Source organism: Mycobacterium sp. AMU20-3851, assembly GCF_043974665.1.
In the GTDB taxonomy this organism is placed as follows: Bacteria; Actinomycetota; Actinomycetes; order Mycobacteriales; family Mycobacteriaceae; genus Mycobacterium.
In genome coordinates, this window is record NZ_CP146371.1 from 2,883,283 (window position 1) to 2,896,490 (window position 13,208).

Annotated in this window: 13 protein-coding genes; 3 read left to right on the plus strand and 10 right to left on the minus strand. The window is 67.3% G+C overall.

Going from position 1 to position 13,208, the window contains the following annotated elements; all coding sequences use genetic code 11:
• Positions 1–22 precede the first annotated feature (22 nt).
• The 9 genes from pafA to ectA all read right to left on the minus strand — a co-directional run bounded on the left by pafA (position 23) and on the right by ectA (position 8,227).
• The gene (gene pafA / locus V4U86_RS13865; RefSeq protein ID WP_395311764.1) at positions 23–1,381 is read right to left on the minus strand and encodes a Pup--protein ligase; all 1,359 of its coding nucleotides are present in this window, start codon (positions 1,379–1,381) and stop codon (positions 23–25) included.
• Between the two features lie 205 nt (positions 1,382–1,586).
• On the minus strand, positions 1,587–2,315 hold the full coding sequence (gene prcA / locus V4U86_RS13870; RefSeq protein ID WP_395311765.1) for a proteasome subunit alpha: 729 nt from the start codon (positions 2,313–2,315) through the stop codon (positions 1,587–1,589).
• Positions 2,315–3,172 (minus strand): proteasome subunit beta, encoded by an 858-nt coding sequence (gene prcB, locus V4U86_RS13875; RefSeq protein ID WP_395311766.1) that lies wholly within the window; start codon positions 3,170–3,172, stop codon positions 2,315–2,317. Before prcB ends, prcA begins: the two co-directional genes overlap by 1 nt.
• The gene (locus V4U86_RS13880; RefSeq protein WP_073855028.1) at positions 3,169–3,363 is read right to left on the minus strand and encodes a ubiquitin-like protein Pup; all 195 of its coding nucleotides are present in this window, start codon (positions 3,361–3,363) and stop codon (positions 3,169–3,171) included. The genes prcB and V4U86_RS13880 overlap by 4 nt, the downstream gene beginning before the upstream one ends.
• A 73-nt stretch (positions 3,364–3,436) precedes the next feature.
• On the minus strand, positions 3,437–4,945 hold the full coding sequence (gene dop / locus V4U86_RS13885) for a depupylase/deamidase Dop (RefSeq protein WP_395311767.1): 1,509 nt from the start codon (positions 4,943–4,945) through the stop codon (positions 3,437–3,439).
• A 9-nt stretch (positions 4,946–4,954) separates the two neighbouring features.
• A complete protein-coding gene (gene thpD / locus V4U86_RS13890) occupies positions 4,955–5,899 on the minus strand; it encodes an ectoine hydroxylase (protein ID WP_395311768.1) in 945 nt (314 codons plus the stop codon).
• Positions 5,896–6,294: an ectoine synthase gene (locus V4U86_RS13895; protein ID WP_395311769.1), complete on the minus strand. Its 399-nt coding sequence runs from the start codon at positions 6,292–6,294 to the stop codon at positions 5,896–5,898. Before V4U86_RS13895 ends, thpD begins: the two co-directional genes overlap by 4 nt.
• 23 nt (positions 6,295–6,317) lie before the next feature.
• On the minus strand, positions 6,318–7,610 hold the full coding sequence (gene ectB, locus V4U86_RS13900) for a diaminobutyrate--2-oxoglutarate transaminase (RefSeq protein ID WP_395311770.1): 1,293 nt from the start codon (positions 7,608–7,610) through the stop codon (positions 6,318–6,320).
• Between the two features lie 50 nt (positions 7,611–7,660).
• Entirely contained in the window at positions 7,661–8,227 is a 567-nt protein-coding gene (ectA, locus tag V4U86_RS13905; protein ID WP_395311771.1) for a diaminobutyrate acetyltransferase, read from the minus strand.
• Between the two features lie 345 nt (positions 8,228–8,572).
• Here ectA and V4U86_RS13910 point away from each other — a divergent pair, with 345 nt between their 5' ends.
• Positions 8,573–9,721 carry a hypothetical protein gene (locus V4U86_RS13910; protein WP_395311772.1) on the plus strand — a complete coding sequence of 383 codons (1,149 nt, stop codon included), beginning with the start codon at positions 8,573–8,575 and terminating at the stop codon, positions 9,719–9,721.
• 183 nt (positions 9,722–9,904) lie between these two features.
• On the plus strand, positions 9,905–10,579 hold the full coding sequence (locus tag V4U86_RS13915; protein ID WP_073855016.1) for a response regulator transcription factor: 675 nt from the start codon (positions 9,905–9,907) through the stop codon (positions 10,577–10,579).
• On the opposite strand, the gene V4U86_RS13920 is transcribed toward V4U86_RS13915, so the two are convergent.
• Complete coding sequence (locus V4U86_RS13920; RefSeq protein WP_395311773.1) at positions 10,555–11,961, minus strand: sensor histidine kinase; 1,407 nt, start codon at positions 11,959–11,961, stop codon at positions 10,555–10,557. The genes V4U86_RS13915 and V4U86_RS13920 overlap by 25 nt on opposite strands.
• Before the next feature lie 55 nt (positions 11,962–12,016).
• On the opposite strand from V4U86_RS13920, the gene V4U86_RS13925 reads away from it, so the two are divergent.
• A complete protein-coding gene (locus tag V4U86_RS13925) occupies positions 12,017–13,180 on the plus strand; it encodes a hypothetical protein (protein WP_395311774.1) in 1,164 nt (387 codons plus the stop codon).
• The last annotated feature ends 28 nt before the right edge of the window (positions 13,181–13,208 follow it).

The following is a 13,208-nucleotide window of genomic DNA, read 5'->3' on the forward strand; positions in this document are numbered from 1 at the left end:
CACGACGGGCCGAAGAACCCGCTCACATGCTCGCGATCAGCCGTTTGACCCGCTCGTCGACGGACCGGAACGGGTCCTTGCACAGCACCGTGCGCTGGGCCTGGTCGTTGAGCTTCAGGTGCACCCAGTCCACCGTGAAATCCCGGCCCGCTTCCTGTGCGGCACTGATGAACTCACCGCGCAGTTTGGCGCGGGTGGTCTGTGGCGGCGTGTTGACGGCGGCTTCGATCTCCTCGTCGGTGGTGATCCGGGCCGCCAGACCCTTGCGCTGCAACAGGTCGAACACCCCGCGCCCGCGCTTGATGTCGTGATAGGCCAGGTCGAGCTGGGCGATCTTCGGATCGGACAGTTCCATGTTGTACCGGTCCTGGTAGCGCTGGAACAGCTTTCGTTTGATCACCCAGTCGATCTCGGTGTCGACCTTGGCGAAGTCCTGACTCTCGACCGCGTCGAGCTGGCGGCCCCACAGATCGACGACCTGCTCGATCTGGGTGTTCGGCTCGCGGGTCTGCAGGTATTCCACCGCGCGACCGTGGTACTCGCGCTGGATGTCCAGGGCACTGGCCTGCCGGCCGCCCGCCAGTCGAACCGGACGGCGGCCGGTCAGATCGTGGCTGACCTCGCGGATCGCCCGGATCGGGTTGTCCAGCGAGAAGTCCCGGAACGCGACACCGGCCTCGATCATCTCCAGCACCAGCGAGGCGGTCCCGACCTTGAGCATGGTGGTCGATTCGCTCATGTTCGAGTCGCCGACGATGACGTGCAGCCTGCGGTATTTCTCGGCGTCGGCGTGCGGTTCGTCGCGGGTGTTGATGATGGGACGGGACCGGGTGGTCGCCGAGGAGACGCCCTCCCAGATGTGCTCGGCTCGCTGGGACAGGCAGAAGGCGGCCGACTTCGGGGTCTGCAACACCTTGCCGGCACCGCAGATCAACTGGCGGGTCACCAGGAACGGCAACAGCACATCGGAGATGCGGGAGAACTCACCGGCCCGCACGATCAGGTAGTTCTCGTGGCAGCCGTAGGAGTTGCCCGCCGAGTCGGTGTTGTTCTTGAACAGGTAGATGTCGCCGCCGATGCCCTCGTCGGCCAGGCGCTGCTCGGCGTCGATCAGCAGGTCTTCCAGCACCCGCTCCCCGGCCCGGTCGTGGGTGACCAACTGGTGGAGGTTGTCGCACTCGGCGGTGGCGTACTCCGGATGCGAGCCCACATCGAGATACAACCGGGCCCCGTTGCGGAGGAAAACGTTGGAGCTGCGGCCCCACGACACCACCCGCCGGAACAGGTAGCGGGCAACCTCGTCCGGACTGAGTCGGCGGTGACCGTGGAACGTGCAGGTCACACCGAATTCAGTCTCGATTCCCATGATCCGTCGCTGCACACATTCGAGCTTACGGGGTGGGTCTCGGTATCGGTGGGCAAGCTCGCCGGTATTCGCTTACGGCTTGCGGTTTCAGTCCAGGTGTGGCGGTGGCCGCCCAGACTGTGTCCAGGCAGTTGGATGGCCCGTAAGGCCTACCCGATCTCCGGCTCGCGGCGCAGCACGCAGCGAGCCGGAAGCCCGGTAGGTCCGGCCCTGTTGAGGCCTATTCGGCGGCGGGTTTGTCCGCCTCGGCGGCCGGCACCAGCGCCTCCAGCGCGGCCCCGGTGATCCGGCGGAACGCCCGGCGCGGCCGGTTCGCGTCCAGGATGGCCACCTCCATGGTGGACGGCTCCAGGACCCGCGGTTCGTTGCCGTTCCCGGCCGCCCGCAGCGCGTTGACCGCGATGGTCACCGCATCCGCCAGACCGGCGTTCTCGGTGTAGGACGCCTCCAGCGCGGCGGCGATCGGCTCGGTGGTGCCACCCATCACCACGAAATGCGGTTCGTCGGCGATCGACCCGTCGTAGGTGATGCGGTACAGCTCAGGGGGTTTCGTCTCACCGTAGTGCGCGACCTCGGCCACGCACAGCTCGACCTCGAACGGTTTGGCCTGTTCGGTGAAGATGGTGCCGAGCGCCTGGGCGTACACGTTGGCCAGCTGCCGTCCGGTGACGTCGCGGCGGTCGTAGGCGTAACCGCGGGTGTCGGCGAACTGGATGCCGGCCACCCGCAGTTTGTCGAACTCGTTGAACCGGCCGACGGCGGCGAAGCCCACCCGGTCGTAGAGCTCGCTGACCTTCTGCAACGACCGTGACGGGTTCTCCGCCACGAACAGCACACCGCTGTCGTAGGCCAGCGCCACGACACTGCGGCCACGCGAAATGCCTTTGCGCGCAAGCTCGGAACGTTCACGCATCGCCTGCTCGGGCGAGATGAAGTACGGAAAGCTCATCAGCCGTTCCCGTCCGTACGGGTCCGGCGCTCGATGACCTCGCGGGCCAGCTCGGCGATCCGCGCCTCGGTCACTTCCTCGGCCCCGTCGGCGCCGATCAGCACGGCGGTCGGATAGATGCCGCGGACCAGATCCGGTCCACCGGTGGCCGAGTCGTCGTCGGCGGCGTCGTAGAGCGCCTCGATGGCCGCTTTCAACGCGGTATCGGCGTCGGTGACCTGCGGGTAGAGCTTCTTGATGGACGACTTCGCGAACAGCGATCCCGAACCCACCGCCTGGTAGCCCTCCTCTTCGATGTTCCAGCCGCCGGCTGCGTCGAAGGACACGATGCGCCCGGCGCTGACCGGTTCGGCGGCGTCGACGTCGAAGGCGACCAGCAGCGGCAACGCGACGAATCCCTGCAGCGCAGCACCGAGGTTGCCGCGCACCATGGTGGCGAGCCGGTTGACCTTGCCACGGAAGGTCAGCGGGACACCCTCGACCTTCTCGTAGTGCTCCAGCTCCACCGCGTACAGCCGGGCGAACTCGACGGCGATCGCGGCGGTGCCGGCGATGCCGGTGGCAGCGTAATCGTCGGCGATGTGCACCTTCTGGACGTCACGACTCGCGATCATGTGACCCTGCGTCGCGCGCCGGTCACCGGCGATCAGCACCCCGCCGGGATACTTCAGCGCCACGATCGTGGTGCCGTGAGCCAACTCCACGCCGCCGTTACCGCTCGGGGTGGCATGTGAGACACCGCCGGGCAGCAACTCCGGGGCCTGCCTACTCAGGAAGTCCGAGAAGGAGGAGAGGTTCAGATGGGATGAGGTGAGATCGAGCGAATCGGCGAAAGGCTTGTTCGACCAGGCCGTCACTGGCCACCCTTTTGGACATAGGCGCGCACGAAGTCCTCGGCGTTCTCTTCCAGGACGTCGTCAATCTCATCGAGCAGATCGTCGGTCTCCTCGGCCAGCTTCTCGCGACGCTCCTGCCCGGCTGCCGTCGGACCGCCGGCGTCGTCGTCCTCGCCGCCGCCACCGCCGCGCTTGGTCTGCTCCTGAGCCATCGCTGCCTCCTGATTGCTCGTCCAGTTCTTTCACACTACCGGTCAACACCGTCGATGCCGGGGATAGCGAAGCTTATGTGGTGAGCTGCTCCACCAGTTCGACCGCACTGTCCACCGAATCGAGCAGCGCACCGACATGCGCCTTGCTGCCCCGCAGCGGCTCCAGGGTGGGAATCCGGACCAGCGAATCCCCGCCGAGATCGAAGATCACCGAGTCCCAGCTCGCCGCGGCGATATCCGCGCCGAACCGGCGCAGGCACTCACCCCGGAAGTAGGCCCGGGTGTCCGTCGGAGGGTTGTCGACCGCGTCGAGCACCTCTTGCTCGGTGACCAGACGCTGCATCGAACCGCGCGCCACCAGCCGGTTGTACAGCCCCTTGTCGAGGCGCACGTCCGAGTACTGCAGATCGACCAGATGCAGGCGCGGGGCGTTCCAGCCGAGGTTCTCGCGCTGCCGGAAACCGTCGAGCAGCCGCAGCTTGGCGGGCCAGTCGAGGATCTCCGCGCACTCCATCGGGTCGCGCTCCAGCAGGTCCAGCACGTGAGCCCAGGTCTCCAGCACATGGCTGGCCCGCGGATCAGGGTCCCGCGCGTCCACCAGCTTGGCCACCCGGTCCAGGTAGATCCGTTGCAGCGCAAGGGCGGTCAGTTCCCGGCCGTCGGCCAGCGCCACGGTGGCCCGCAGCGACGGGTCCCGGCTGATCACGTGCACGGCGTGTACCGGCCGGGCCAGTGCCAGATCGGACAGATCCAGGCCGTGAGCCGGTCCCTCTTCGATCAGGTCGAGCACCAGCGAGCTGGTACCCACCTTGAGATAGGTCGACGTCTCGGCGAGGTTGGCGTCGCCGATGATGACGTGCAGCCGCCGGTACTTGTCGGCGTCGGCGTGCGGTTCGTCGCGGGTGTTGATGATGCCGCGCTTGAGGGTGGTCTCCAAGCCGACCTCGACCTCGATGTAGTCGGCACGCTGGGACAGCTGGAAACCGGGTTCGTCACCGGAGGGTCCGATCCCGACCCGGCCGGACCCGGTGACCACCTGGCGCGACACCAGGAACGGGGTGAATCCGGCGATCACCGACGAGAACGGCGTCTGCCGGGACATCAGGTAGTTCTCGTGCGTGCCGTAGGACGCGCCCTTGCCGTCCACGTTGTTCTTGTACAGCTGCAGCTTGATCGCCCCGGGAACGCTGGCCACATGCCGGGCCGCGGCCTCCATGACGCGCTCGCCCGCCTTGTCCCAGATCACCGCGTCCATCGGGTCGGTGACCTCGGGCGCCGAGTACTCCGGGTGCGCATGGTCGACGTACAGGCGTGCCCCGTTGGTCAGGATCATGTTCGCCGCGCCGACCTCGTCGGCGTCGATGATCGGCGCCGGACCCGAGGACCGGGACAGATCGAAACCGCGGGCGTCGCGCAGCGGGGACTCCACCTCGTAGTCCCACCGGGTGCGCTTGGCGCGCTGCAGCCCGGCGGCCGCCGCGTAGGCCAGCACCGCCTGAGTGGACGTCAGGATCGGATTGGCCGTGGGGTCCGACGGCGAGGAGATGCCGTACTCGACCTCGGTGCCGATAATCCGTTGCATGGGGCCAGCCTAGGGGACGTGGTACCCGCGCTGATCAGCAGCACTGGCGCAGGACGCGGACAGCCCGAGCGAGCGGGTTTCACGGGCCGCCAGGTATTCCGGGCGGATGTCGGCCGCGGCGTAGGGCGCGCCGAGCTGATTGTCGACCGAGTTGAACACCAGAAAGACGTTCGACCGGGGCAGCGGGGTGATGTTGGAGCCCGAACCGTGCAGCAGGTTGCAGTCGAACCAGAGCGCCGAGCCGGCGGGCCCGGTGAACTGGTCGATCCCGTCGGCGTCCACCGCCTTGGTCAGAGTGTCCTGGTCGGGCACCCCGAACTGCTGCGCCACCAGCGAGGAGCTGTGATGGTTGTCCGGGGTGGCGCCGACGCACGGATAGAAGGTCCGGTGCGACCCGGGGATCACCATCAGCGAGCCGTTGTACGGGTAGTTCTGCGTCAGCGCGATCGAGCAGGACACCGCACGCATCTCCGGCATCCCGTCCTCGGCGTGCCAGGTCTCGAAGTCGGAGTGCCAATAGAAGCCGGTGCCGGTGAACGCCGGCATCAGATTGATCCGCGCCTGGTGGATGTAGACGTCCCCGCCGAGGAGTTGACGGGCGATCGGCAGCACCGTGTCGCGTTGCACGACCTCGGCGATCAGGGTGCTCAGCAGGTGGGGCTGGAAGATCGACCGGATCGAGCCGCCGGGCTCCCGGATCACCCTGGGGTCGTCGCTGCCGAGTTCGGCTGCCAGTCGTTCGAGTTCGTTGCCCAGCGGTCCCAGCGCATCGGTGTCGACGGTGTCCGGACGGACCAGATACCCCTGGGTGGCGAAGTCGGTCAGCTCGGCCGAATTCAGCGGTCCGCTGCTCTGGTCGCCCCATACGATCGGTTCGAGTCGCTCGATCGGACTGACCGCGTGCGGGAGCCTGGTCGGGTACGGATCGTGAACCTGCTGGACCAGCGCGCTCATGCAACGCCCTCAACCTGCGGGGCCGGGTAGGCGCCGGTCTCGTCGTGCACCTCGTCGCCGGTCACCGGCGGGTTGAACACGCAGAGCATGCGCATCTGTTCGTCGACGGTGACCCGGTGGCGCTCATGCCCGTTGAGCAGGTACATGGTGCCCGGCCCGAGGGGATGCACCTCGCCGGTCTCCAGATTGGTGAGGGTGCCGGAGCCCTCCACGACCCACACTGCCTCGACGTGGTGCTGGTAGTGGAATTCGCTGACCGATGCGGCCTCGATGGTGGTCTCGTGGAACGAGAAGCCGACCCCGTCGCCGGCCAGGATGATCCGCTTGGAGCGCCAGGCCCCGGCGCTGACATCGCGGTCGGTTCCGGTGATCTCGGTGGTGGTGCGGACGATCATGGTCCTTCGTTTTCCTTTCGGTTCTAGACGGTCGTGGCGACGGATTCGGCCAGGATCTCCAGGCCGGCCTCCAGGTCCGGGCGCGACGTGGTCAACGGTGGAAGCAGCTTGACGACCTCGTCGGACGGTCCGCTCGTCTCCATCAACGCGCCGCGTTCAAAGGCGCTGCGGCACACATCGGCAGCCAGGTCGGCGTCGGCGAACAGCAATCCCTGCGCCATCCCCCGGCCGCGGGCCGACACACCGTCGTGTGTTGCCGCGATCCTGTCCAGGCCGGCCCGCAGCAGCAGGCCCTTCTCGGCCGTCTCGGCGGCGAAAGCCGGGTCGTGCCAGTACATTTCGAGTGCCTTGGTGGCGGTGACGAAGGCCGGGTTGTGGCCGCGGAAGGTTCCGTTGTGCTCCCCCGGCGCCCAGACGTCGAGGTCGGACCGGAACAGCGTGAGCGCCATCGGCAGGCCGTAGCCGCTGATCGACTTCGACAGCGTCACGATGTCGGGCACGATGCCGGCCGCCTCGAAGCTGAAGAACTCGCCGGTGCGGCCGCAGCCCATCTGGACGTCGTCGACGATCAGCAGGATGTCGCGCTTGCGGCACAGGTTCGCCAGCTCCTGCAGCCACTCCAGTCGGGCCACGTTCAGCCCACCTTCACCCTGCACGGTCTCCACGATTACCGCGGCCGGCCGGTTCAGACCGCTGCCGGAATCATCGAGAACCCGTTCGAACCAGTGGAAGTCCTCGGTGACGCCGCCGAAGTAGTTGTCGTACGGCATCGGGGTGGCATGCACCAGCGGTATGCCGGCGCCGGCGCGCTTCATCGAATTCCCGGTTACCGAAAGCGAACCCAGCGTCATGCCGTGAAATGCGTTGGTGAAACTGATGATCGACTCTCGTCCGGTGACCTTGCGGGCCAGCTTGAGTGCGGCCTCGACGGAGTTGGTCCCGGTCGGTCCCGGGAATTGGACCTTGTAGTCGAGCCCGCGGGGCTTGAGGATCAGCCGGTCGAAGGTCTCCAGGAAGGTCTGCTTGGCCGTCGTCGCGATGTCCAGCGAATGCACGATGCCGTCGCCGCTGAGGTAGTCCAGCAGGGCGGCCTTGAGCTGATCGTTGTTGTGCCCGTAGTTCAAAGCGCCTGCGCCGGCGAAGAAGTCGAGGTAGCGGCGGCCGTCGGTGTCGGTGACCCAGGAGTCCTTGGCGGTGGCAAGGATGGTCGGCCAGCCCCGGCAGTAGCTGCGGACCTCGGACTCCACCGAGGAGAATACCGCCGGCAGGTCGGACTCGGTCGGGCCGGTGGCATCAGTCAGGGGCGTATCGAGCAACAAGGGATGTCCTCCAAGGGGTTTCGGCGAAACAAAGGGGGCGGGGTGGGTCAGCCGATCGGGCCGATGCGCAACAGCGGTTCGTCCTCGTGGGCCTGGTCGGGATCGAGCTGCGCGGCGGTGAAGTGTGGCTGCTCGTGCAGCGGTACGCCGTGGCGGCGGGCGAACGCGCCGAAGAAGGCCCGCGAACTCGCATTGCCCGGCGCGACGGTGGCCTCGACGGTGAGCGGTGCTCGGCCGCGCCGGGACCGGACGTGGTCGACCAGGTCGTCGAGCATGGCCGCGGCGAGTCCGCCGCGCTGGGCGTGGGGGGCGACGGCGACCTGCCAGACGAACAGCACGTCCGGTCTGCTCGGTGGGGAATATCCGGTGATGAAACCCTGCAGTTCGCCTGCTACCTCGGCGACGATGGACGTCTCGGCGAAATCGGTCGCCAGCAGCAGGTATGCATAGGTGGAGTTGAGATCCAGCACCCCGGTCTCGGCCACCAGTTCGCGAATGGCGATGGCGTCGGAGCCCTGTGGCCGCCGGAGCGTTATCGACCGGTCCTGCGCGGCGATCGCCGGAGTTTCATGGGCCCGGATACGCGTATCCGGTGCGTTTTGTACGCCGTTCATATTCAGTAAAAGTCACCACCGAGCAGTCATCGATCACATTTGGTTTCAAGTCTTCGGTGCACCGAACGTAGCCATACCGGAAGTCACGAATCAAGCTGTGACACGCCACATCTGGTCAGCGAAACCCTGCGGTAAGCGCACCCACCTGCGCCGACGCCGAAATTTTCGGACGTGGTCGCCGAGCGCAGTCGTTATACAATCGTTATCTAAACCATGATCCCGGTCACAGTTCAATTCGACTGAAATTCTTTCTTCGGCAGTGACATTTCTGCGGCCCGGCGGCCGTCGGTGCGCGGCCGCGGTGACTACGATTCGACTGCCCGCCAAGAGGCAATCGGAGGTGTCGTGCAACGCATCGAGGCACACGCGTGGTTCCTGCGCCGGGGCTTGCCCGCGGTACTCCCGCCCGGTGCGCTGGCCAGAGGATTGTGGCCGCGGGCCGCCCCCACCCTCGCCGCATTCGCGGTGTTCATGCTCAATTCGATCGCGGTGGTGGCGCTCACCGACGAACACACCATCGACATCGCCGGCGAGCCGACCCGCGATGAATGGTTCATTCTCGGGCTATTGGTACTGGTGCTGCCGGTGGCGGCCGCGGTGGGTTGGTGGGTGTCCCGGCTGGGCGGTCTGCGCAGTCGCACGGTCGCGGCCGCGATCGCGGTGCTGGCCGCGGTGCTCGGTGCGGTGTTCGGCGGACCCACCCCGCGGATCGGAATCGATCTGGTCTTTGTCGGCGTGGTCGTCGCGGTGATCCTGGCGCTCACCGCGACGGGCGTGGGCGCGATCCTGGGCTGGGCGCTGGACGCCACCGCACAGAACCTGGCGCTGGCCGGCAACCTCTTCGTGCGAGCCCTGCCCGTGATGCTGCTGACGGTGCTGGCCTTCTTCAACACCTACATGTGGTTGATGGCCTCGCTCGTCAGCCGGTCCCGGCTGTGGTTGGCGCTCGGATTTCTCGGGCTGATCGCGGTGGCGTTCGTCACATCGGCGACCGTGGAGCGGGTGCGCCCGATGCTGACCACCACCGACCGCCCGAGCGGCGACGATCCCGGACTTCGGGGCACCCCGTTCGAGGGCCTGCCCGCCCCCGAACAGCGGGTGCCGGTCACCCGTCTCGAACGGGTCAACGTGGTCTTCGTGTTGGTGGTCTCGCAGGTGCTACAGGTGCTGACGGTCGCGATCGTCACCGGTCTCATCTTCTTCGTGCTCGGGTTGATCCTGTTGAATCCGGCCCTGCTGGCGGAGTGGACGCGCAACGGCTCCACCGACGGGTATCTGCTGGGTATGACGCTGCCGGTCCCGCAGGCGCTGATCCAGATCTCGATGTTCCTCGGTGCGTTGACGTTCATGTACATCAGTGCGCGGGCCGTCGGTGACGGTGACTACCGGGCCGAGTTTCTCGATCCGCTGATCCGGGATCTGCGGCTCACCCTCGACGCCCGCGACCGCTACCGGCTGTCCGACCAAACCCCGGCTCCGCCCGGCACCTCATAGGTTCTGCGAATCGCGCACCAACCGGCGGCGCGGCGGCTAGCGTGCGGAGACAGCGCAGGATCAACAGACCGTCGGCGCGCCGCGCACTGACCTTCATGCTCATCGTTGACTCCCTGGCATGGGGGTACCGCGAACAGCGTGGCGTGCCGACCTCTGCGTGGACGCGGTAGACATAGAGACGTTATGAGAGTGCTGATCGTCGAGGACGAGCCCCGTCTGAGTTCCACCCTTGCCATCGGGTTACGCGCCGAAGGATTCTCCGTGGTCGAGGCCGCCAACGGGATCGACGGCTTGTGGCAGGCCACCGAGAACGACTTCGACGTCGTGGTCCTGGACATCATGCTGCCCGGTCTCAACGGCTATGAGGTCCTGCGCCGGATGCGGGCCCGGGAAGTCTGGACGCCGGTGCTGATGCTGACCGCCAAGGACGGCGAGTACGACCAGACCGACGCCTTCGATCTCGGCGCCGACGACTACCTGACCAAGCCGTTCTCGTTCATCGTGCTGGTGGCCAGATTGCGGGCGCTGGTCCGGCGCGCGGCCCCGCACACGCCCCCGGTGCTCACCGCCGGCACCCTCACGCTGGATCCGGGTCGGCGCACCGTGGCCCGCGGCGACAAGGCGCTGTCGCTGACCCCGCGCGAGTACGGGGTGCTGGAGTATCTGATGCGCAACAAGAACGTCGCGGTGACCAAGGCCGACATCCTGCACAACGTCTGGGACGCGCACTACGACGGCCCCGACAACGTCGTCGAGGTCTACGTCGGCTACGTGCGCCGAAAGATCGATATTCCGTTCGGTACCAGCACCATCGAGACCATCCGCGGCGTCGGCTACCGGTTGGCCGCCGACCACTGATCGGTGGCCGATCCAGCGGCGGTCAACTGCACCACCGCACGCGTCCCGCCGCCGGGCCGGTCTTCGATGCGCGCCTGCCCGAGGTGGGCGGCGACGATCTCCGAGACGATCGCCAGTCCCAGTCCGGTCCCGCCCGCACCCCGTGAGCGGCCCTCGTCGAGGCGCACGAACCGGTCGAACACCCGCAGCCGGTCGGGCACGGGTATCCCGGGGCCGTCGTCGCCGATCGTGAGCACCACATCGGCGCCGGTCCGTCGCAGATCGACCTCGATCACCGAGGTTGCATGCCGCGCAGCGTTATCCAGCAGATTGCGCAGCACCCTGGTCAATGCCGCCGGATCCCCGGTCACCCGGGCCGGGGTGAGCGTGGCGGTCACCTCCAGCGCGTGCTCGCGCCGGATCCGCTCGATCTCGCCGGCCGCCAGATCATCGAGATCCACGTCGTCGTGGCGGATGTTCCAGCCCTTTTCATCGGCGCGGGCCAGCAGCAGCAGATCGTCGATGAGCGAGCGCATCCGCTGCGCCTCGGGCATCAGGGTGTGCTCGGCCAGGTCGGTGTTGAGCAGATCCGGATGGGCCTGGGCGACCTCCAGCGCCGAGATGATGGTGGCCAGCGGGCTGCGCAGTTCATGGGAGGCGTCGCCGACGAACCGCTGCTGCGCCGTGTGGCCGGCCTCGACGCGAGCCAGCATCTCGTTCATCGTCACCGCCAGGGCGGCGATCTCGTCGCGGCTGTCCGGTACCGGGACCCGCTCCGTCAGATCGGAAGTGGTGATGGCCGCGACCCGGGACCGGATGTCGTCGACCGAGCGCATCGACCGGCGCACCAACAGGTATGTGGCGGCCGCCGACACCGCGATGACCACGGGAGCCGCCACCGCCAGCGCGGTCACCACGGTACCCACCGTGGACAACACCAGCGGGCTGCCCTCCCCCACCACCACGGTGTAGTTGGCCCCGTCCGGTCCGCTGACCGTCTGTGCGCTGAAACGGATCTGGCCGAAGGGTGAATCATGTTCGGGCATACCGATTCGCGGGCCGGTCCCGAGCTCTCCCACCGGAATCAGCGGCGCGGCCGGTGCGCCCGGGGACCGGTGCAGCACGGTTCCGTCGGCACCGATCACCTGGACTGCCAGGATGCGTGAATCGGTGCCGAGCAGTTCGTCGTCGAGCCCATCGGGGCCGCGGGCGGCAATGATGGCCGCGGCTCTGGCCACCCGCGCCGCGGCGGCATTGTCGACCTCGCTGAGCATCGACTGGTACAGCACACCGGCGAGCACCATGCCCGTCACACCGAGCGCGACGAACACCACACTGGCAGCGACGAACGCCGAACGCGCCGAAATCCCCCAATTGCCGGGTCGGGTCAGCCCACGTCGCATCCGTCCACTGTGCCTTATCGCCACCGATCGGCCGGTGATCGCGCACAATGTTGCGGTGCCCGACTCCACGCCGCTGTCACGCGATGAGCAGGTGCATGAATGGTTTCTGCACCGTGGGCTGCCGCTGGTGCTCACCCGGCGGGTGCGTTCCCGGCGACTGATCGAGCGGTCGGCGCCGATGATCAGCTCGGTCGGTGCCCTGACGGCCGTGACCATGATGCTCGCCGAGCTCACCACCGCGGAGAGCACCGACTACGGCTACGTATCGCGGCTGGGGATCATCGCCGCGGTGTTGCTGGCCGCCCCGTTCGTGCTCTACGCGCTGCACCGGCGGTCCTCCGCGCTCGGCGAGGTGGCCCGGCGGTGGGGTGCCTGGTCGGTGATGGCCATCTTCGTCGTGGTGATGCCGGTGACGGTGAGCGGCGCCTCGGCTGCCGCAGCGGCCGAGGTGCCGCTGTTCGTGCTGATCTCGGTGCTGGCGATCTGGTTCACCTATCTGGGTGTCGGTTCCATCGCGGCCTGGGCATTCCGGTTCGCCTGGGTGCAGCTGGGCGCCCTGGGCAACCTGATGAGCCGAGCGCTGCCGCTGCTGATGTTGACCGTGGTGGTCTACTTCACCGGTGAGCTGTGGCAACTCTCGGCCCGGATGACACGCCAACGGCTCTGGGAGACAGTGGGTTTCCTCGCGATGGTCGCCCTGGTCTTCATGGTCACCACCATTCGTGACGAAGTGCGGGCCCTGCGGGAGGACCGCGCCGAGCAGAACGATCCGGTCCGGCTGCTGGCAGACACCCCCTTCGCGGGCATCCCCGGCGCCCGTACGGCGCTGTCCCGGGCCGAACAGATCAACGTCGTCGCGGTGATGGTGGTGTCCCAGGCGATTCAGGTGGTGCTGTTCACCGCCGGGCTGTTCGCCTTCTTCCTGGCGCTCGGCATCGTCGCGATCCCCTACGAGGTGACCGTGCTGTGGTCGGGTGAACAGACCTGCCAGGTCGGCCAACCGCCCTGTGCGGGAACATGGTTCGGGGTTCATCTGCCCATTCCGCAGACGGTGGTGCACACCTCGCTGTTCGTGGCCGTGCTGTCCGGGCTGTACTTCACCGTGAGCACCAGCGTCGATCCGCTGTACCGGCAGCGCTTCTTCGAACCGCTGATCGCCGACGTGGCTGTCAGCCTCGCCGGCCGCGACGCCTATCTCGAGCTGGAAGCCAACGCCTGAGGGCACCTCCCGTAGCCGGGAGATGCCC